The sequence below is a fragment of the Kovacikia sp. CALU 1929 genome, from assembly GCF_056784235.1.
On sequence record NZ_JBXBCF010000068.1, the window covers coordinates 30770 to 52119 of the forward strand.

Sequence of the window (21350 nt, forward strand, 5' to 3'; positions counted from 1 at the left end):
GAAATGGAACCGGCAAAACTGGGCATGTATGCAGGAGAGCAGGACTGTGATGGAAGAAAAAAGAGGGGCTAAACGCGATCGCTTACTACTGATTGGAGATGAGCTTTACACCATTTTTCTCATCTTGACTTATCTGGAATCCTGTGAGTATGAGGTTGCCTCTGCCAGGGATGGGGACAGTGCCCTTGAACTGATGCAAATGACCACCCCAGACTTGATTGTGTTCTGTGATGACGGAATTCCGCTGATGGATAGTTTTGCTTTCTTAAAGCAAGTCCGGAGAAAGCCCCATACCTCCAGGATTCCGGTTATTCTCATATCATCCAGAAACCAAACGCTAGAGCAAGCAAAGAGCCTGGACAACCGAATGGATGCTTATATAGTCAAGCCGTTTGAACTAGACGACTTGAAGACCCAGGTGCGATCCATGATCCACCGAACAGCTTCTCCAGTCTAAGCAGTCAGTCCTGCCCCAGGCGTTGCTGATTCCGGGTATGAAGTAAAAGTTGTATGGATTGAAACGAAATTTCAATCCATACTTCTATTCAGCAACACCGTCCTGCCCCAGGGTATTTTCATGGAGTCGAGTCAAGCCCTGATAGAGCGAGTGGAAAGTCTACTTCGCACTGAAGTTGCTCCCAAAGCGGCTGAAATCGATTGTCATCCCAGCGCCCTCCAAACAGCCCTGCAAGTCCTGGGCACTCATTCATTGTTGGCATTGCGAGTGCCCCAAGCCTGGGGTGGGGCTGAGGTCCAAGAATCTACCTTTCGTTGGTTTCAGGAAGGGGTTGCCCGCTATTCAGGCGCTCTGGCATTTTTGCAGGCACAGCATCAAAGTGCGGGTACGCTGTTAGCACACAGTGAGAATGAGTCTCTGAAGCAAACATATTTGCCCAATATGGGTAGTGGACGGGTATTGGTAGGAATTAGCTTTGCCCATTTGCGGCGATCGCATCCTCCCGTTAAAGCGATCGCCCATGCCGATGGCTACTTGCTTACTGGCGAGTCTCCCTGGGTGACGGGGTATGGCTTTTTCCAATCCTTTATTGGGGCGGCGGTTTTACCTAATGGTCAGGCGGTGTACGGGATAGTGCCCTTTCAGACCACCGAGCAACCCACGGGGGGCAAAGTGATTTGCAGCGAACCGATGGCGCTGGCAGCAATGAACTCGACCCGAACCGTGACGGTACAGTTTCAGGACTGGTTTCTGCCCAATTCTGAGGTTGTACGGGTGAGTCCAATCCATGCTGTAGCGACGAGCGATCGCCTGAATGTCTTGCATCACAGTTTTTTTGCTCTGGGTTGTGCCAGGGCAGGACTGGATATTCTGGGAGCGGTTTATCAGGCAAAACAATTGTCCTTCCTGCAATCTGCCCAGGAGTCTCTGACAAAGGAGTTAGAGGAATGTCGTCAATCCATTTTTTCAGCCAGCACAGACCATCATTCCTTTGAGAAAAACCTGCCACTACGGGCATGGGCGATCGAACTGGCAGTCCGCTGTGCTCATGGGGCTATCACTGCCTCTGGAGGGGCCGCCAATAGTATCAACCATCCTGCCCAGCGGGTATACCGGGAAGCTCTGGTTTACACGGTGTCGGGACAAATAACCGCTGTGATGGAGGCGACCCTGATCCGGTTAATGAGTAGATAGAGTTCGCACTTTAATTCAAGACCCCCCTTATAAAGCTGATAAACCTCATCCATGTTGAGAGCAAGATCTACAGGTTGCAATCTAGACAAGGGATGTGCCCCAAAATAAAGTACCCGCTAGACAATCTGCTCCACGATGGATTCCCGCCTGCGCGGGAATGACGTTGGGACTTGATTAATTTCGAGTCCCCAAGGTTTAAACCAAAAATCTTTATAAACCTTTGAACCATAGTTTTTTGTATGACTCTGCCATAATCCTCCGGTTTGCTAGGGGAAATGTCCGTACTTGCCAAGCAAGCAACAAACGGTAAAATTGGGGAAATTTTGATCCCCGTGTGAGTTTCCCATGCCTGTAGGATTACCCGAATTTGTTGAAAACCCTGAGAACCGCTGCCCGGTGGTTCTTTTGCTGGATACTTCCACCTCAATGTCGGGCCAGCCAATCCAGGAGTTGAGTCGTGGTGTGGGGGTGTTGAAGGAAGATGTGCAGCGAGATACGAAAGCCTCTCTGAGCGTGGAGGTAGCGATCGTCACCTTTGGTCCGGTGCAGTTGATTCAAGACTTTGTCACGATTGACCAGTTAACTCCCCCTGTTTTAGAGGCAAATGGTTACACCCCAATGGGAGAAGCGATCGAGTACGCGATCGATCTGCTGGAAGGGCGAAAGGAAGTTTATAAAACCAATGGCATTCAATATTATCGCCCCTGGATTTTTATGATCACCGATGGCGCACCCACGGATAGCTGGCATAATGCGGCACAGCGCGTCCGCTTGGGGGAAGCTGATCGCAAATTCTGTTTCTTTGCCGTGGGTGTAGAAGGGGCAGATCTGACTACCCTGAGCAAAATTGCAGCGCCAGAACGTCCTCCCGCCAAGTTGCATGGGTTAGATTTTCAATCTCTGTTTGTCTGGTTAAGTACGTCGATGAAGCGAGTCTCCAGTGGTAAGGTAGGTGAGGCGATCGCCCTGCCTCCGGTGGGCTGGGCAGAAATTTCCTGACACTGAGGGTTTCTTGTGGGTTGGCAAGCAATTGCCCGTTCTGTAATTGGCACTAGTCATCAGTGCCACCAGCTTCCCTGTCAAGATTTTGGCGGCGATCTCGTGCTGGGGGATGTGGTGATTGGCGCGGTTGCCGACGGGGCGGGTAGTGCCCGCCATTCTGAGATTGGCGCAAAACTGGCAGTGACGACTGCGCTAGACTATCTGGCAGCGACTGAGGGGTGGCTGCAAAAGCGGCATCATTCGTGGAACTCGCTGCCCCATGCCCCCACTGAAGAAACGGCACGCAAAATCTTCACCAAAACCTTCTCCAAAATTCGGGATGGATTGAACCACCAGGCAGCGATCGGTGGCTACTCGGCGGATGACCTGGCGTGTACCCTGCTTTTATTTCTGGCAACGCCAAACTGGGTCGCCGCCATGCAAATTGGAGATGGTTTTATCGTGACCCGCTCAAAAACAAGGGACTACCAACTGATCTTTCAACCCGATAAGGGCGAATTTGCCAATCAGACGACCTTCGTTACTTCTTCCAATGCCCTGGAAGACATGCAAGTCCGCGTTTTGCTGGATCAGCCAATCTTCATCTGTGCCGCCTCAGATGCGATCGAACGGGTTGCCATCCGTCTCAGTGATTGGACCGCATTTTCCCCTTTCTTCAAACCGTTGGAAGACTATCTCGTCGAGACCCCTAGCCCAGACCAGGATGATGAATATCTGATCAATTTTTTGGCATCTGAACGGCTGAATCAAAAGACCGATGATGATAAGACGTTGGTGCTGTGTCGGTATTGTTAATTACCCATGTCTTTTTTTACCTGTGCCAGTACTGGTCATACGATTTCCTTGACGCAGCGGATTGCTAAAAGCGGTGAGGGGGAAGTTTGGCAGACAAATTTAACGGGAGTTCTGGCGAAGGTTTACCACACTCCAACGCCTCAACGGATTCAGAAATTGGAGGTGATGGTTGCCAATCCACCTCGCGATCCAAACGCGGAAATTAATCATATTTCCTTTGCCTGGGCTAAATCTTTGTTGAAGGATGCCAGTGGTCAGCCAGTGGGCTTTTTGATGCCAGAAATTGCCAACAGTGTGCAACTGCTGGATGTTTACAACCCATCCCGGCGGCAAAAGGTATTACCTGGATTTAACTGGCTTTATTTGCACACTACTGCCATGAATATTGCCTCTATCATCTGGGCAATTCACCATGCAGGGTATGTGCTGGGCGACATTAAACCGGAAAATATCCTGGTCAACGATCGCGCATTGCCTGCCATCATTGATACCGACTCGTTTCAGGTGCGCCATCCCGAAACGGGTGAAATCTATTACTGTCCGGTAGGTTCGGAAGGCTTTACCCCGGTTGAGTTAATGAGTCAACACCTGGCAACGGTTGAGCAAACAGAGGTTCACGATCGCTTCCGGTTGGGTGTGATTATCCATCTGCTGCTGTTTGGTGACTATCCATTTAAGGGCAAGTGGATTGGGGAAGGCGATTCTCCGCTGCCTGGTGAACTACTGCGGCGGGGGTTCTGGTGCTATGCCCCCCACAGTTTGATTCAGCCGGGACCCCTCACCATTCCCCTTGATATTATTCATCCCGAATTACAGGATTGTTTTCTTCGCTGCTTTAATGCGGGACATCGGGCACCTGAACTGCGCCCGACCCCGGCAGACTGGGTCAGGGCGTTGAAAGCTGCCCGCGCTGAACTGGTACCCTGCAAGCGCGGGAAAAACCATTGGTACAGCAAAACCTACGGCAGGTGTTACTGGTGCGATCGCAAAGCCAATCTGGTTATTGATATCTTTCCAACCGTTGCAACACCTACCAAAAACCCAGCAGTCAAGGCATTGAAGAAAGCAGGCAAAAATCTGAAAAAGGCAACCGGGCAATGGCGGTCTCAACAGATTACGATCTTTTCAACGTCTGGCAACCTTCTGCAACGAGCCAGATCTGCGGCTCAAATAACGGTTCGTCAAATGGCTTCTCAGAGTCCAACCGTGGCTGTCAATCAACCACTCGTAGCCACTTCAAAGAGCAATCCCACGGACTGGAGTAAGCTGGGAACAGTCGTTACGGCACTTGCGAGTATATTTGCGTTATTGATTTTCCTCAGCCGTTCCAAGGTCGATACCGGGGAAATGGAGCTAACAGCCGTCGGCGCTTTCCTATGTCTGGGACTGGTGGCGATCGGGTTTCTGTGGCTAAAAGTCATCGATAGGCTGAATCCGTAGTAATCATTGGCAGTCATTGGCACAAAAAAAATTACTACGGATTCATCAAAAGGGTGAATCCAGTCCTGCTCAATCCTGCTTGATGCTGGTGTTTAACCAATCGGATGTTTCGAGGGTTAACTTCAGGTTTGCCCGTCCCAGTTCCCCGTACTCAACCTGAGAAACATTGCAGGTGTATTGCCAGCCAGTAGCTTCAGAGACAATTTTGGCGATCTCGGCTTCCAGTTTTGCCGTTTCAACTTTCTTTAGCCGTTCATGGGCATCCATAAATTTAGAACCTTATTCTAGGAGAAAAACATCTGCAAAAATGGCGTTTGGTTCAATCCTTCGCTTTTCATCAGGTAGATCGTAAACTACCAGCAGTGCATTTTGTTGTCCCAGGCAGGGAAAAAGCGCTAACCCTTCAGCATGATCGCTGCCAATGGTAAAGGGTAGATCATACAGGAGATCCAGGTGATTGGATGTTTGCATCATCAGCGAGTCTGCCGAGCGGTTCAACACTTTCTTCAATCGGAAAAGTTGCATGGAACCTTCGAGGTGCATTGTAGGTCCTGCCAAAATCAGGAGATCATTGCCATAGAAACAAAGTTCTCTAATGCCCAGCCCATTCAGCTCAAGAAAGTGTTTTTTGTACAGCTCGCCACCTTCTCCGATCGCCTTCAGGGTCAAAGTTCCCGGTTCAGATTCTTGAACTTCAATTTCTAAAATGATTGCCCAACCTTGTAAAACGGGTCCCCGCAATCCCAGGAAAAGCCGATTCTGATGAACTGCCAATCCTTCAATGTCAAAGCCATTCTCTTTGCTGGGCAATGCCATTGAAAGATAGGCTCCAAGATGGTCATCCTGCTTTAACGCCTCGGTTAATTGGTTGCTGCCCTCACTCCATTCAAGGCAAGCAGCGGTAAGTTTTTTATCCGTCCGGTTGGGATCGTCACAGGACTTGTATAGCTCCCCTTCAACCACTGGAATTCGAGCGATCAAATAGCGATTTGCGTCCAGTTTAAGTTCCGTTAGTCTTTTAATATCTTTGTCAGAGTTTTTGCCCTTTGGCTTTTTTCGTTTCAGGCTATGGGAGCCAGTGATCCAAAGATAGGAATCCCCATAATCAATCCCTTCAATATCAATTTCATCCTCCTGATTAAAAAGAGGAATAAAATCGTTGATGGCAAAGGACTGATGGTTGCCAAACACACAGGATTCAATGGGAGATAGCCGCTCAATCGTCTTGAGTTCATCAGAACCCAGCCACAGGCTTCCGTCCGGTGTTCGTGCCACTGCCGATAGTTCACCCAGCAAGTCATCTGATTTTTTAGCAAAGCGCAGCAATACCCGACTCAGTAAAAAAGGAATTGCCACATTAATCACCATCAGTTGCTTGAGGGCGATCGCTCTGGTCTGAGCCACCCATAATCAGAATCCGTAACAGGCTCCACCCCATCATGACAATGATCGAAACTACCGCAACCATAAGCAGTGGTGCAAAGGCTGACAATGGGGAAATCAGCAGGAACAGCAAGAGGCAGAGTAGTAGCAGAGTTGTGAGTGTATTGTTCATCAGTATGGTGTTTCACCGAACGCTACATTCCAATTCTAGTGAATATGGCAATTCTCCCGCGCCTTCCCCACCCTTTAGCGGCTGTTGCAAGCGCGGTTTTCATGGAAAGCCTCTCCGAAAACTTCCTGGGTCTTGTAATCGGCTTGGCAGTTAAGGCTTGTCGAATAGGCTTTTGGAAAGCTTTTGACGGACTGCCTTAACATTGTTTAACCAGGTTTGCACATCCTGTTCGCTTGCCGATTGTTTCTTGAACCGAGGCTTTAGTACCTGTCTAATTTCCAAATTAGAGTCCTTCATTTGCTGCTGCCATGCGCCGATGACTGTTTCCGGTTCAAGCAGTGTTTCTCCCAGTCCCAAAGCCCGTTGAATCTGAAGTTGCTCCTCTTTGCCAATGGTTTCCAGGACAAACTCACTCCGGTTCGCCTTATGCAGCACCTCTGCCAATGCCTGAATGTAGGCTTCACTGTTATCGACTGCAACGGTTTTGAGTGGAACAGGACGACCAAACCGGCGATTGTTTGCCCAAATCAGGACTAACAGCAACACACCCACCTGTATTGCAGGAAGCAAAAGCGGAGTTTTGACCAGATAATCGATCCAGGCAGAGGGACTGGCTTCTTGCTTGGCAGCCGTCGTTTTGGTATCCCGGTAGCCGTGCATGTACTCGTCTACCCAGATGGTGTTGTTGGTTTGCTTGACCAGTTGCGCTAGAAACGGAAAGTTGCCCGGTTCCTTTTGATAGGCATTGGCGGCGAGGTGGGGCGTAGTGGCTAGAATGATCTGCCCGGTTCCGATCGCTCTGCGCCAGACAATTGCCCCAAAGATATCGCCCAACAACCCCTCTGGGGATTGCTCTCGTCGGGTTGTCTCAATCTTGACTAACCCTTGCGGGCTGGACTGGTCAGTCCTAAAGTTGGCTGGTGTTACCCGTGCCCAGACTCCCAAAATGACCAGGGTGTTCCCTTGCGAAACCCAGCTTTCTTCCTGGGGAGTCAGGCTTGTTGCGGGTGTTAATTGGCTATGGATTTGTAACAGCGTCACAGGAGATTTTGCCTGAGTGCTGGTTGCAGGCTGGTTCCAGAACTCGTTCAAAGGTTTTTGCCAGCGTTGCACGACATCCCCCTGCTGCTGCATGTAGGCAAACCAGGCACCGTAGCCATCGGGAGCGCGGCTAAAGGTCGAACCCCGAACATTGGGATTGCTTCTGGGAGCCATGATCAGCGTTAGTAGTGCAATCATCACTACCGTCAGTCCCCCAAGCCATATCCACCGTTTCCTCAGTTTCATTCCCAATTTGATTTTGGATTTTAGATTTTAGGTTTTGGATTTTGCCTCTTTCTCTTTTTCACTCTCTACTCCTGCCTTCCGTTTCCTTCAATCTTGCGAAATGACTGCTGACAACGTTGAAAGACCTCAGATGTGATTGCTCCCTCTCCAAAGCAAATCTGCTCATGAACCTGAATCAGCATTTGATAGGAACCGGCATCGGGTAGCTGCCGCACCAGTTGTAAATATTCTCCATCGGTGCGGCTGGCTGCATGGGGAACCTGGTGGGTATCGTTCAATTGCTGGATCATTGCCATATAAAGCGATCGACAGGCTTCCCGATAGTTGCCCTGCTGTTGCCACTCCTGCGCCCGCCGTAGCCAGTCCTGGACGGTTTTGTCGAAGTTTCTTGAAGGACTGGGCTGATTCAGCGATCGCTGGACTTGCGCATTCCACCTTACCAGCGAAGGATAAAAACGATAAAGGAGCTGCCAACCCAACCAGGCGACGAGCAAACCCACGATCAGCCAGAACGCCAGTTCTAAAAACCACGCTGCCGGAGACCAATCAGGTACATCCAGGCGATCGCTAAACCCAGACAGTTGCAGTTCCAGCCATTCATTCAATCGTTTCCAGGTTTGCTGTATCTGCCAGTCTAAGTTGCTTGTCTCAAAGTTGCTTGTCTCAAAAGCGGGCGCTGACATCAGGTTGTTGGGATCCTCTCATTGCAGGCATTATATAGCAGGTATTTAGGTGTTAGGTGTTACGTGGAAAAGGAGGGTGTAGCCGTTACTTAGCCTTCCTTTACCAGGTCACCTGGTCTTTGAGCTTATCCAGTAGTTTGGGTCCAACTCCGGAAACCTGATCAAGATCCTCTAGGGAGCGGAAGGGCTTTTGCTGGCGGGCGGCAATGATTCGCTTTGCCAGGGCGGGGCCTACCCCCGGCAGGGATTCCAGTTGGGACTGGGTGGCAGTATTCAAGTTAATTCGCTGCTCTGCTGGCTGGGATGGAGACGGGGTAGATTTTTTTGCTGCTCTCGTCGGTGTCAGGCTTTTGTCGTTATCTGGCGTAATGGGGAGAGCCGCACGGGGGGCAACCGCCTGGGGTAGGGGGCACTGCTGACGGTGTACCTCTGCTTTTTTGCGAATGGCTGGGGGAACGCCTAGAATCGCGTTGGTGTAGAGGCGATCGAACTCTCGCAGGTAGTGGGCGGCAACCATTGGATTTTTAATCACCAGGACGGTTTCATCGTTGCCCAGGTTGGCGGCATCGGTCCAGTTGTGGGAACCCGTGATCACGGTTTGCTGATCGACAACGCCAAATTTGTTGTGCAACAAGTCTCCGGGCGGCATGCGGGGCACACCAGCGGTTGTAATCGGGTGCTGCCAGGGGCGGTTGCCAGGTTCGTATTTGCAGTTCTCATCAGCGATCGCGACGCCTAGCATATCGAGGGCTTCGCTATAGGGACGGTAAGCAAAACCCGGCTCAATCAGTGCTCGAATTTCAACCCCCTTCTGCTGCACAGGCTCCAGTAGGTTAACCAGGGTTTGGTCTGAGAAGACGAATAGAGCCATCTCAATCGACTGGGTCGCTGTACTGAGTGCCTTGCCAATCATGCCGTTGGTGCTGTTGTTCCAGGGAATGGTGCGGGAGGAAGGCGAAAATTGCACCTCAACCTGGGTAGCACCGATCGTCACCTGCCGTGCCGGACGAAAGGGTTTCTTCACTCCAAATTTGCTGTCTGGTTTGCCGCCTGGTCCATCTCCCCAGAGGATGTTAAACTCCTGCGTGAACAGGGCTGCCAGTTCCGGACTGTCCAATTTCAGCAGATTATTGGCATTGCCCCGACTGGCAGAAGTTTTGAAGTCTCCATGCACATCACTGGTTGTGAAATTTGCGGAGGTGACAATCACCATCCGGCTGTCAGCCACGACGAATTTGTGGTGCATCAGGTTACTACCGGCTGAACCATCGGCAGTATCATCAATCCGGGGAACGCCAGCCCGATCCAGCATGACCAGGGCATCCCGTTGGTTAATTTCTTCCTGGCTCAGTTGACCATCCCCGTCCAGGTCAATCAATAGTTTGGATTCTTCGTGGCGGCTTTTCTCGCGGGTTGGCAGTTTGGCAATTTCTTCTGGGGTAAAACTGCTGAAGGGGCGGGAGTAGGTGTTTTCTAAAACGACTCGCACCTTGACCCCTGCCCGGTGTCGTTCGATCAGTGCCTCTGCAATGCGGGGCAGGCGAAGCTCCTGGACTGCCACATCGATGCTGGTTTGAGCAGCGGAGATGGTTTCTACAATCACTTGCTCCAGATCGTCGCCGTCGCGGGTCTGGTTACGGTAAGGATCGGTGTAGCTGGTAGCAAGGTTGTGGTTCGTGTAGACCTGAATCTGCTCATCCTGGGGTAGGGGGTCTGGGCGAATGGGCTGAGTTTGTCCTTCCTGACAGGCGGGTAATGCCAGTGCCAGCAAAAGCGCCACATAGCGACTGAAGCGGTTAAATGATAGATGCACGGTAGAAAGTGGGTGGGGAGAACTCTGCTGAATGAATAATGCCCCGTTTGGACTGGTTTCTCGCGCACTCCTTTTTTGCATCAGTTTTTAGATGATGGTTCTGAGACGGATGAAACGAATAGTCAAACAGGGTTTTCCAGGTTTTGCTGGCTTCATCAAACGATAACTTGCGGGTAAAACTGATAGAATCTGTAAGGTTTCTATAACTTTGACCAATGGGATCAACGCGGGCAAGGATTGCGATCGATGCAATGGGCGGGGATAATGCCCCGGCTGAAATTGTGGTTGGAGCACTCAGGGCACAGGAAGAATTGGGTGTTGAGGTGTTGCTGGTCGGTGAGCCAGACCAGATAAAGAATTCGGTAAAGTCGGCTGTCAATCTGTCTTCCCTCAAAATTGTGCCTTCTGAGGGGGCGATTGAAATGAGTGAAGAGCCGTTAAGTGCGCTCAGACGTAAACCAAAGGCATCGATCAATGTAGCGATGGATTTGGTCAAGAAGAAGGAAGCCGATGCGGTTGTCTCTGCCGGTCATTCGGGGGCGGCGATGGCAGCGGCACTGCTGCGTCTCGGTCGGTTGCCGGGGATTGACCGTCCGGCGATCGGAGCCGTGCTACCTACTCTGGTTGCCGGTAAACCAGTCATCATTTTGGATGTGGGCGCAAATGTAGACTGTCGCCCCAAGTTCTTAGAGCAATTTGCCTTTCTGGGCACCATGTATTCCCAGTATGTGCTGGGGGTGTCTGACCCTAAAGTGGGGCTTCTGAATATTGGTGAGGAAGACTGTAAGGGAAATGAACTGGCACTGCGCACCCATCAGCTTTTGCAGAAAAATGCCCAGATTCCGTTCATTGGCAATGCTGAGGGGCGGGATGTGTTGTCCGGCAACTTTGATGTGATTGTCTGTGATGGGTTTGTCGGTAACGTGCTATTGAAGTTTGCGGAGGCAGTGGGCGAGGTGGCGCTGCAAATTTTGCGGGAGGAACTGCCCCAGGGTTTGCACGGCAAGGTGGGCGTTTCTCTCCTGAAGCCAAACCTGAGACGGATTAAGCAGCGGATGGATCATGCCGAACATGGGGGCGGATTGCTGCTGGGGGTGGCGGGGGTTTGCATTATTAGCCACGGCAGTTCCCAGGCTCCCAGTATTTTCAATGCGGCGCGGCTTGCCAGAGAAGCGTTTGATAATAAAGTGTTGGAGCGGATTCAGTCTCGCTACCGAGGGGATGATCGACAGTCAGTGGTGGGTAGCCATCAGGCAGATGGCTGATCGCCTAACTTTCTGGAAATCCCAGTGACCGATGGAGAATGGCTTTGAAACAGATAGGGACGGGCATCGCAATTACAGGATCGGGTTCTGCCACACCGGCGACCTCCCTGGCGAATGATGGATTGAGTCGGGTTGTTGAGACCTCGGATGAATGGATTGCGTCGCGCACGGGCATTCGCCAGCGGCGGTTGGCGGTTCCTTCGGAGTCACTGGCGTTGCTGGCGGCAGAGGCAGGTAAGAGGGCGATCGCCATGGCGGGTCTGGAACCGACAGACTTGGACCTGATTTTGCTGGCAACCTCTACCCCCGACGACCTGTTTGGTACCGCTTGCCTGGTTCAGGCACGATTGGGAGCGACCCAAGCAGTTGCCTTTGACCTGACGGCTGCTTGTTCTGGTTTTGTGTTTGGGCTGGTGACGGCGGCGCAATTTATCCGGGCTGGTACTTACCGGAATGTCTTACTGATTGGAGCAGATGTCCTTTCCCGCTGGGTGGACTGGTCCGATCGCCGGACCTGTGTGCTGTTTGGGGATGGTGCCGGGGCAGTGGTGCTTCAGGCAAGCGATCGCGATCGGCTGCTAGGGTTTGAACTCCGCAGCGATGGAACGCAGAATAGTTGCCTCAACCTGGCATACCAACCCCAACCCAAGGAGTTGTTGGAGGACACTACGATCGGGCAGGGTACGTTTCATCCGGTCACCATGAATGGGCAGGAAGTTTACCGCTTTGCCGTGCGTCAGGTACCCGAAGTGATTGAGAAGGCTCTATTCCGGGCAAATCTGTCGGTTGAAAATATAGACTGGTTGCTGCTGCACCAGGCAAACCAGCGGATTCTGGATGCGGTGGCTGCCCGCTTAAAAATTCCGTCTGAAAAGGTGATCAGTAATCTGGCGAAGTACGGCAATACTTCAGCGGCTTCCATTCCCCTGGCACTGGATGAGGAAGTACGCCAGGGCACCGTTAAACCTGGCGATACCATTGTGGCTTCCGGTTTTGGAGCCGGGTTGACCTGGGGCGCAGTTGTGTTTGAGTGGGGAAAGTAGTAAGAATTGGGTGCAGGGCACGGGGAAGAAGTTTTAGACGTCGCCCTCACCAATCACACCTCGCAAAGATTGAGATACGCGCCGACTGAGACAGGCAGGGCACATACAGTTTTGATCAATCATCTGTTTATGAGCTAATCCATGTACGACTCCATCTGCTGAATCGAACTTGGAAGCAAAAATATCAAAATACTGCGTGTCTCGTGCGTTGTAACGCCTAAAGATGGAGTACGCAACGTGATCGGCTAGTTGAACTAGCCTTGATGCATGAGAATCTACAAAAAAAGGAGTATCAGCGAGGTTGCGAATCACACCCCACTGAGTTCCAATGGTTTGAAAATCCCTTGCTAGTCTTTGTAACGTTGTTTCATAGGTACTCTTATCAAGGATTAGCAGACCTTGCTGACGATCTCCTGAAGCCCTGAGACGAGATAAGTAAAGATTAAATCGACTACAGAGATCCTCAAACGCCAACTCAACAGGATCACGACCAGGATACGAAGCTTTATGAACTGCACAGGCAAATACACGCGCACTATCATAGCTTCTTGCTAGAACCTATAAAACTGCCTTGATAACCCCTTGAGCATCTTCACGGGACATTGAATTCCAAGGAGCGGTTCGTCGAGAGAATATTTCTGAAGCGTGAAATTCTACTTGGCTTGGATTTGCCGGATCAATACTTTGGGCAAGCCTGTCTAGCTCTTGAGTAAACCAGTTTGTTGGGCTTCAAAAACAGAAACACCCGCTAAGACAAAGTACTCTTCATTACTATTTGCAGCGGAGCCAGCGTCGTCAAGATATAGAAGGTGCATATGTTAAAAAAACGGCAGCCGAGTGAGTTTTACCTCAACGAACCGCAAATGCAGCTCTCTCAACCGCGCTCAGCTCATAGCACATAGGGATAGATCCCGTCCAAAACCTTTCAACAGGTAACTTTGGTCTTCCCAGGTAACTTAAATGCTCAACTCGAAGCCCTCGATGCCCGTCACACTGTACCTTAGCGACAGCCTAAACTATCGCGGGTAGCAACTCCTGTAACCGGATTGATTCCTTCTGCCCGCTGGCAAAGCTGGGAGACATCGTAGCGGTCAATCAGGGCATCGGTGAAATCGGCTCCTGTGATGACAGATTCGTCCAAGATGCTGCGGGTCAGGGTTGCTTCGACTAGAATGGCGTTGGTCAAGTTTGCCTTGTAGAGGGTGACGCGATCGACCAGAGCGCCTTCCAGGTTTGCCCCGGTCAAATTGGCTCCCAACAGATTGCCCTTCGTCAAAATGGCGTTTTTCAGGTTCGCTCCACTAAAGTTGGCATCCCGCATCTCGGCTGCAACAAACACTCCTCCTTCCAAATCGGAATTAGAGAAATCCCGTCCAAGCAGGGTGGTGTTGTTATAATTGATCGTTTTTTCCTGGGCAAACGCTGGTTTAGCGCTGAGTAACACCCACAAACAGGCGAGGGCGATCGCGAGAGTCACCACCAGCACTCTCAAAATGATTGGTTTCAAATTCTTGGGCAAAATTTGGGGCAAAGGCATTGGGAAACTGTCCTTCTCATTCCCGCTCCCAGGCGGCTGTCCAGTCATCCCCCACCCGAACAGTCAGATCAGATTCCAAATCCCCGGTTGAGTTGGCTTCAACCATGCCCGTACCAAGCAGGTTTTTCAACTCCTCGGCACCGCTCAAATCGCCCTGCTGCACCACGATTTGGGTCTGATGCTGATGATTTGCCCAGTCGGGGGCGATATAGACATTATAGAAACCAAGCTTGGTTAAATGCTGCCGCATCTCGTGTGCCGCATCTGGATTGGTAGAGGCATTTTGGATCGCAATTCGCAGGGCGCTGGCTGGGCGAGGTTCCTGAAAGGTACCCACCGGATCAACCTTGAAGTATTGTTGCATAACGCGATCGCGCCCTGCTGGATCCATGATCCAATAGCTGGCAATAAACTCACTTGGAGTGCTAAAGCGTCCTGGCAGCATCACCATCTTAAAATTGCCCTGGCTCAACTTGCGTCCCGCACCTGCCAACGCCAGCATTTCTTCCAGCGTCAAATTGGTGTCGATGTACTTCTGCATCCCGGAAACCAGGGAAGGTAAGCGAGGAATCACCATTGGGTTGGTCAGCCGTTTCAGGAGTGCCTTTAGTAGAACTTGCTGCCGCTGTACCCGTCCAATATCACCCAAATCATCGTAGCGGAAACGGGCAAACTGTTCAGCCTGGTCACCGTTGAGAGTTTGTTGCCCCTGCTTCAGATCAATTCTTAGCTTCTGAGTCTGGTCTTCGTAGAACATATCTCTGGGCACGAAGACCTCAACGCCTCCCAAGAGATCCACTATTTCCCGAAAGGCATCGGTGCTGACCCGGACATAACGGTCAATTTGCACCCCATTTAGGGTACTACTCACCGTGGTTGCTGCCAGCTTCGGACCACCCCGCACGTTGGCATCGTTGACCTTAGTCATGCCTATACCGGGAATTTCAACCTGAGTATCCCTGGGAATGGAAAGTAGCATAACCGCATCTTCTGCCGGGTCAACCCGAACCAGCATCATCGTGTCACTGCGCCCATCAAAAATAGTTTCAGTGCCTTTGGGCATATCGAGCACCCGGTCAATTCCCATCACCAGGACATTGACTGGACGGGAAACTTTGTACTGAAACCCATTTTGCCAGAGATCATCCAGGGAATACCCATCTTTTTCGCTGGAAGCAAGCCCCGTGGGGAGAGGCGTGAGCATGGCAACTGCCAGACCGAGGGTTGCCGAAGCGGTGGCTGCGACTGCCACCATCAAGCCGCGAAATACCCAGTCTGCCAGCGATCGCTGCTTTGTAGGGGGAGCAAGCGACGGTGCGGCATTAGGTGGACGATTGGGTGGACCGGGAACGGTGGATGGTGGAGTTTTGGTGCGGCTCTCGATTTGTGTCACTGCCTCAGATACCTCTTGACTGCGTTTTGCAAACTACCGCCCGTTTACCCGGTTTACGTAGCTTAAACATCCGAAGATTATAACGTGATGACGGAGATTACCCTGCTTATAGTGGACGGAATCGCCCCCGGTTAACCTAACATTTCCGGTTACATTCCTATTATTCGCAACTATATAAAGTTCTTATCAGAACCCCAATCCCCAGACGATAGATTTCCTGATTCTCTCTGCAAGGGGATGAAGAAAGAGAAAAAGAACCCCCCGCATGGCTCGTGTCCAGTCTTCCAGTCTTTTTAAACCATCAGCGGTCTGAGGCATCTGTGAAACGTAACTGGTTAAACATCACGGAGTATCTACTATTAGTTGGAACAGGCGTTGGTTCGGTCGCCGCAGCGGTAGCTGTGCAACCGTTACTCTTGACAGCCGCGCCAATGTCAGCGTTGCTTTTACTGAACCTAATTAACCGACGGCGAGGGGATGCCTCGGTGAAAGAGGGGGCTGCCGTTGCTGCGTCGCAGATTGACCAGAAACTATCAACCGACATTGCGGCGTTGCAACAGCAAGTTCAGGTATTACCCAACTTTCTTGACCTTGCCAGCTTAAGAAAATCGGTGCTGAGTAAGAGTGAGGAAAACCTGGAGAAGCTAACCCAGGAGATTAATCTAATTAAGCGCGAAATTGCCAAACCCGAATGGCGTTCAGTCCGGCAGGAAATGCGCCAGTTGCAGGAACAATATACCAGTGTGGCAGATACCCTCAGCGGTATTACCACTCAACTCCATCGAATGAGTGCGACCAACCGGGTGGAGGGCTTGGAAGACGCGATCGCCCTGATTAAATCAGAATTGTCCCAACTGCGAGTTAATCTGCAAAACCTGAGCGACGAACAAAAGCTGAACAGTAACCGGGCGATGCAGGAACAGATTGACCATCTCAATCGCCGTCTGAACAAGCTGCCTACCCCCTTTGACCCCAGTTCGCTCAAGCAAGATGTCGATTCTCTGGTCAAAATGATGGGCGATATGGTGTCTCGGCGTGAACTGGCACGCCTCAACACCCAGGTCGAAAAGCTTGCTCAACAAAGTGAATCGATTGAACAAATCGTCACCCCGCTCAAAATTGCCACCGCCATTTTGAAGAAGCAGCTTGATACAGTGACCACCAAAATCCAGTCCGGACAGGCGACTGCGCCGCTGTTAGACCATCAAGCGCACTCTCAGGCTTCTCTGTTAGAAACCTTGAGAACCACGGTTGCCGGACTGGAACAACGGCTCAATCAGCTTCCAACCAGTGCCGACCTGTCAACCCTGCAAACCGAAGTGCAAGGAGTGGTGTCTACCCAATTGGGACCGCTCCAGCAGCAGCTAACGGCTGTACAACAGTTTACCCACAGTATCGATCGCCAGCAGAAAACCCTGCGCGACTGGGTCAACCGTCTGCCCCAGGTGTTGGATACCAGCGCTTTACAAAATGAGGTGAAATATCTGGCAGCGCGGGTTGAATGGGTAGAGAACAGCACTGTGGATGTGCAATCTCAAGTGGAAGCTGCCGTTCAAAGCCAGTTGGAAGAGGTGAGCCAGCAGTTACAGTCCCATCCCCCTGCCCGCCCCTACGAGCTAGTGTTTGATGTCAAAGGCGGTGATGCTGCCCAGGGTTTCAGTCGCAAGCTGCTGGAAGAGTCCCTGGAGACTGCTCAGGCAAGGCTGATTGTGGTCTATCCTTTCCCAACCCCAGAAACGTTAAACAACACGGTGATTCAGAAGTTTAAGGCATTTCTAGATCGCAAAGGCTGTCTGGATATTGGATGGGGACATCTGGGTGATATTGCCAACCAGCATTTCCCCCGCTCCATCGATCGCCGTCGCAGCATCAATCCATCTGAAAAAGGGTTCCTCTATGACACCCTGAATCAGTTGACCCAGCTAAAACGGCAGTACCCAGACCAGTTTCGGTTCAAGGTTCTGGGAACCAGTGAAAACTTTTTGGTCTGCGATCGCAGTTTTGCCATCCTGGGTGCCCAGTCTCTTCCGACTGCCAGCGTTGTGTTTCCCCAAGCTGCTGTGGGTCTGCGAACGACCGACCATGAAGTAATTCAGGGCTTGGTGGATCGATTTGACGACCCCGTGTTAGACAAAACCGATACCGCGGCTTACTTCAATCGGGCATCGACCCGCTATGACCTGGGCGATCGCCAGGGGGCAATTGCTGACTACACAGAAGTCTTGCGGATTCAGCCCAATCACGATATTGCTTGCAACAACCGGGGCTTGGCTCGCTATGACGGGGGCGATCGCCAGGGGGCACTGGAAGATGTTGCCTTAGCCATCCACTACAATCCCCAAAACTATATCGCCTACTGCAACCGGGGGTTTATCCGCTCAGAAATGGGGGACAAACTGGGGGCGATCGCCGACTACACGGATGCGATTCAAGTCAACCCTGACTACTCCATCGCCTACCTCTACCGGGGGCTTGCCCGGACCCGGATGCAAAACAAATTGGGCGCAATTCAGGACTATACCGAAGTCATCCGCCTCAATCCCCAGGATGCCAACGCCTATTTTTACCGGGGGCTTGCCTGCATCAAAATTGGGCACCGATTGGATGCTACTCATGATCTGCGGCAAGCAGCCAGGTTATTCTCAGACCAGGGTGATACCACTAACTATGAGCAGACCGTCCGTACACTCAAAAAACTGCACAAGACACTGGACGAGAATGAATTGAATCAAGTCATGGTGTCAAATCGGGGTGATGCTATTCAGCACTACCGTTAGTCACAACGATCTTAAAGGTCGTTAAAGAATCGCAAAGTCAATAACGGCTAAACTGCTAATAAACCCCATACAACTTGAAACCTGGAGATTGCCAGGTTAGCCCTCACCCTAAATCCCTGTCATGGGATTTTGTCAAGCAGGTGACCCATAACTCCAGAGAGGGACTTTGAAGGGTTCTTCCGGCTCCCCTCGCCCCCTGGGCGAGGGGCTGGGGGTGAGGGCTTAGAACTACGGTTCTCAACGTGGATTTGGTTTAGGTGTCAAACAGGCTCTTAATTGGCGTAATCATCTGGCAATCGAAATGCTGAATCTGTTTAAGAAACTACGGGGCGGGGCAATGGTGGGAATTGGCTATATGCTGTCTCCCCTTTCCTGGTGGAACGATCTGTTCTTTAATCTACCGATCGCCTTGGTATTTGGCTATGCGGTGGCTTGGTTTCACTCAGACTGGTTTTTGCCTGGGACGATCGCTGGTTACTGGCTTTCAAATGTCTTCGGCATTCTGATGATGCAGTTTGGCGCAATGGATATGTTCTTAACGGAAGAGAAACGGAACCTCAAACGAGATTTACTCATTGGGCTTGGTGGCTCTACCCTTTACACCATTCTTGTTTCGATGCTGGTTTACTTTCATGTTCTGGCTGTACCTGATTTTGTGATGAATTTACAGCCTTGAGTTCTCTCCTAAACAAGTGAGGCAAGCGTTGCAGACAAGCTGAACCAGCTTTCGTTACAGCACTAAAAAATTTGCTACTTTTACAGAACTTAATTCACACTTTATTTATCTAGTTGAATATTCTCACGAAAGTATGGGCATTGACGATTTAGTATAGATAAACTTATGTCATAGGTGGGGTTGAAGTGCCGAATATGTCCACGATTGGTGCTGGAAACTCTTGTCAATCAACACATAATTATTAACTTGCTATTTAAGCTGGGATCAGACATATTACAAATATAATGCTCCCACTTGAAGTGATTACTCAGCACCAAAAACTTCAGGTTTAGGGAGAGTGAGGAGCGCAGGGGAAGTGAGGAGAAGTCACGACCTCTTAATTCTGCCATTTCTTGCAGAAGAGGTTCTAATCAGAAACTTCGTTGAAGCAAATCTTGATTCAAAAGATAGCCTCTTGTCCACTCTTTTTAACTTTTAATAACCCCTTCTTGAAGGATTCAGTATTTGCGGGGTTCAGTATTTGCGTGGAGTTGCTTTTAAGCGCTAATCAGGCTGTTCGATAAGGGGAAAATCATCACAATTTGATCATGGGAGGCTTTAGTATGGAAGTCCAGAGCAACTTAGAGAATCAAGATTACCAGCGTCAAGTTATTTCGTGGCTCATTTGCTCCCGCTTAAATCGGTGTGAAGTAGTCACACCAGATAATCAAGAATTAGTTACATCCGATGATCATCTTCTTCAGACTAACCCCACATGGAATCTGCACCCAGTTAAAGAAGATCTAGCTAGATTCTCTGAGCAAAATGATTTACAAGAATCTAAACAAACACCGATAGAAACCGTTGATAATTTGCTAGTTCTGGCAGCAAAAAATCTGCATCAGGTTTACCACAATCTTTCTGTTCCTGAACTGGTAGAACATGCGGTAATACGGGGTGAAGGGCATTTAGCAGAAAATGGTGCGCTCTGTGTCGAGACGGGAAAATATACCGGGCGCTCCCCCAAAGACCGATTCATTGTAGATGAGCCAGAAACTCGTCATGAGATTGATTGGAATGAAATTAACCGTCCCCTTTCCGAAGCAACTTTTGAATGGCTGCATCAGCAAGCACTGGAATATGGACAGCAGCGTGACCTTTATGTCTTCGATGGCTATGTTGGGGCTGATCCGACCTATCGCTTTGGGGTGCGGGTAATTAATGAATTTGCATGGCAAAACTTATTTGTGCATCAGCTTTTCCGCCGCCCCACCTCTGAAGAGTTAGGCAACCACCATGCCGATTTCACCGTAATTGCATTACCCGGACTGCGGGGGGAATCGGGAACCAATGGCTTAAATAGCGAAGCCTTCATTGTGTTGCACCTGACTCGCAAAATCGTGCTGATTGGCGGCACCTACTACGCCGGAGAGATGAAGAAGTCGGTATTCTCGTTACTGAACTATGTCATGACCAAACGCGATGTGCTGCCCATGCATGGAGCCGCTAATATAGCTGCCGATGGTCACACTGCTCTGCTCTTTGGGCTTTCAGGAACGGGTAAAACTACACTGTCAGCCGACCCAGAGCGGAGCTTGATTGGAGACGATGAGCATGGCTGGTCGCAGGATGGCATCTTTAATTTTGAAGGGGGATGCTATGCGAAAACTATTCGCCTGTCCCAGGAAAATGAGCCGCAGATCTGGTCAGCCATTCGGTTTGGGGCATTACTTGAAAATGTGGACCTGGATCCAGTGACCCGCAAGCTGAACTATGACAGCGATCGCCTCACCGAAAACACCCGCGCTGCCTATCCTTTAGAGTTCATTCCCAATAGCGTTGCCTCTGGACTGGGGAATCATCCCCAAACGATTCTGTTTCTGACTGCCGATGCCTTTGGGGTGTTACCTCCGATTGCCCGGTTAACTCGTGAACAGGCAATGTATCACTTTCTGTCAGGTTACACCAGTAAACTGGCAGGAACAGAGCGAGGGATTACCACACCCCAAAGCACGTTTTCTGCCTGCTTTGGGCAGGTCTTTTTCCCGCTGTCACCTATGGTCTATGCAGAGATGTTGGGCGATCGCCTGCTGCAACACCCGGATACCCAAGTCTACTTAGTGAATACCGGCTGGTCAGGGGGAGGTTACGGGGTTGGCAAACGAGTCTCGATTCAACACACCCGTACAATGGTCTCTGCTGCCCTGAATCGGACATTGGAGTCGGTCAACTACAAACCCCATCCCATCTTCAGAATTCTCGTACCTGAATCAGTTCCTGGTGTGCCCTCCGAAATTTTAGACCCCAAACTGACCTGGCATGACCCGGTTGCTTACGACCAACAGGCGCGGGGATTGGCAAAGCAATTTGCAGAGAACTTCAAGCAGTTTGCAGAGGCACCCCAGGCAATTGTGGAAGCGGGTCCAATGGTTGAATGAACCTAATCGCTATAAC

19 protein-coding genes are annotated in these 21350 nt (G+C 50.7%); 10 read left to right on the forward strand and 9 right to left on the reverse strand.

The genetic code is table 11. The features are described 5' to 3' along the window. The first annotated feature begins 49 nt into the window (after positions 1-49). The 5 genes from AC1S52_RS15160 (at position 50) to AC1S52_RS15180 (ending at position 4888) form a co-directional block, all read left to right on the forward strand. Positions 50-457: a response regulator gene (locus tag AC1S52_RS15160; protein WP_482029925.1), complete on the forward strand. Its 408-nt coding sequence runs from the start codon at positions 50-52 to the stop codon at positions 455-457. Between the two features lie 120 nt (positions 458-577). Further along, positions 578-1651: an acyl-CoA dehydrogenase family protein gene (locus AC1S52_RS15165; protein WP_482029862.1), complete on the forward strand. Its 1074-nt coding sequence runs from the start codon at positions 578-580 to the stop codon at positions 1649-1651. A 345-nt stretch (positions 1652-1996) separates the two neighbouring features. Next, entirely contained in the window at positions 1997-2650 is a 654-nt protein-coding gene (locus AC1S52_RS15170; protein ID WP_482029863.1) for a vWA domain-containing protein, read from the forward strand. Between the two features lie 15 nt (positions 2651-2665). Continuing rightward, a complete protein-coding gene (locus AC1S52_RS15175) occupies positions 2666-3448 on the forward strand; it encodes a PP2C family serine/threonine-protein phosphatase (protein ID WP_482029864.1) in 783 nt (260 codons plus the stop codon). Between the two features lie 6 nt (positions 3449-3454). After that, complete coding sequence (locus tag AC1S52_RS15180) at positions 3455-4888, forward strand: hypothetical protein (protein WP_482029865.1); 1434 nt, start codon at positions 3455-3457, stop codon at positions 4886-4888. Positions 4889-4957: 69 nt separating this feature from the next. On the opposite strand, the gene AC1S52_RS15185 is transcribed toward AC1S52_RS15180, so the two are convergent. The 6 genes from AC1S52_RS15185 to AC1S52_RS15210 form a co-directional block, all read right to left on the reverse strand. Continuing rightward, positions 4958-5155: a hypothetical protein gene (locus tag AC1S52_RS15185; RefSeq protein WP_482029866.1), complete on the reverse strand. Its 198-nt coding sequence runs from the start codon at positions 5153-5155 to the stop codon at positions 4958-4960. A 12-nt stretch (positions 5156-5167) separates the two neighbouring features. Then, a complete protein-coding gene (locus AC1S52_RS15190; protein WP_482029867.1) occupies positions 5168-6292 on the reverse strand; it encodes a DUF3616 domain-containing protein in 1125 nt (374 codons plus the stop codon). Further along, complete coding sequence (locus tag AC1S52_RS15195; RefSeq protein WP_482029868.1) at positions 6246-6443, reverse strand: hypothetical protein; 198 nt, start codon at positions 6441-6443, stop codon at positions 6246-6248. The genes AC1S52_RS15190 and AC1S52_RS15195 overlap by 47 nt, the downstream gene beginning before the upstream one ends. A gap of 150 nt (positions 6444-6593) precedes the next feature. Continuing rightward, positions 6594-7730, reverse strand: coding sequence for a DUF4350 domain-containing protein (locus tag AC1S52_RS15200; RefSeq protein WP_482029869.1), 1137 nt, complete (start codon positions 7728-7730; stop codon positions 6594-6596). A 65-nt stretch (positions 7731-7795) separates the two neighbouring features. Continuing rightward, a complete protein-coding gene (locus AC1S52_RS15205; protein WP_482029870.1) occupies positions 7796-8413 on the reverse strand; it encodes a DUF4129 domain-containing protein in 618 nt (205 codons plus the stop codon). Between the two features lie 100 nt (positions 8414-8513). Then, positions 8514-10307 (reverse strand): phospholipase D-like domain-containing protein, encoded by a 1794-nt coding sequence (locus AC1S52_RS15210; protein ID WP_482029871.1) that lies wholly within the window; start codon positions 10305-10307, stop codon positions 8514-8516. 134 nt (positions 10308-10441) lie between these two features. Between AC1S52_RS15210 and plsX the strand changes: the two genes are divergently transcribed. Both plsX and AC1S52_RS15220 read left to right on the forward strand, forming a co-directional pair. Then, positions 10442-11491, forward strand: a complete 1050-nt coding sequence (plsX, locus tag AC1S52_RS15215) for a phosphate acyltransferase PlsX (protein ID WP_482029872.1) — start codon at positions 10442-10444, stop codon at positions 11489-11491. A gap of 38 nt (positions 11492-11529) precedes the next feature. Then, positions 11530-12534 carry a beta-ketoacyl-ACP synthase III gene (locus tag AC1S52_RS15220; RefSeq protein WP_482029873.1) on the forward strand — a complete coding sequence of 335 codons (1005 nt, stop codon included), beginning with the start codon at positions 11530-11532 and terminating at the stop codon, positions 12532-12534. Between the two features lie 33 nt (positions 12535-12567). Here the strand turns inward: AC1S52_RS15220 and AC1S52_RS15225 are convergent, their stop codons facing one another. The 3 genes from AC1S52_RS15225 to AC1S52_RS15235 all read right to left on the reverse strand — a co-directional run bounded on the left by AC1S52_RS15225 (position 12568) and on the right by AC1S52_RS15235 (position 15464). After that, positions 12568-13008: a DUF3800 domain-containing protein gene (locus AC1S52_RS15225; protein ID WP_482029874.1), complete on the reverse strand. Its 441-nt coding sequence runs from the start codon at positions 13006-13008 to the stop codon at positions 12568-12570. Between the two features lie 526 nt (positions 13009-13534). Further along, positions 13535-14071, reverse strand: coding sequence for a pentapeptide repeat-containing protein (locus AC1S52_RS15230; protein WP_482029875.1), 537 nt, complete (start codon positions 14069-14071; stop codon positions 13535-13537). A gap of 16 nt (positions 14072-14087) precedes the next feature. After that, positions 14088-15464, reverse strand: a complete 1377-nt coding sequence (locus tag AC1S52_RS15235) for an LCP family protein (protein ID WP_482029876.1) — start codon at positions 15462-15464, stop codon at positions 14088-14090. A 320-nt stretch (positions 15465-15784) separates the two neighbouring features. Here AC1S52_RS15235 and AC1S52_RS15240 point away from each other — a divergent pair, with 320 nt between their 5' ends. The 3 genes from AC1S52_RS15240 to pckA all read left to right on the forward strand — a co-directional run bounded on the left by AC1S52_RS15240 (position 15785) and on the right by pckA (position 21334). After that, positions 15785-18241 (forward strand): tetratricopeptide repeat protein, encoded by a 2457-nt coding sequence (locus tag AC1S52_RS15240; protein WP_482029877.1) that lies wholly within the window; start codon positions 15785-15787, stop codon positions 18239-18241. A gap of 301 nt (positions 18242-18542) precedes the next feature. Next, complete coding sequence (locus AC1S52_RS15245) at positions 18543-18917, forward strand: DUF7980 family protein (RefSeq protein WP_482029878.1); 375 nt, start codon at positions 18543-18545, stop codon at positions 18915-18917. Between the two features lie 602 nt (positions 18918-19519). Then, positions 19520-21334, forward strand: coding sequence for a phosphoenolpyruvate carboxykinase (ATP) (pckA, locus tag AC1S52_RS15250; RefSeq protein ID WP_482029879.1), 1815 nt, complete (start codon positions 19520-19522; stop codon positions 21332-21334). Positions 21335-21350 lie beyond the last annotated feature (16 nt).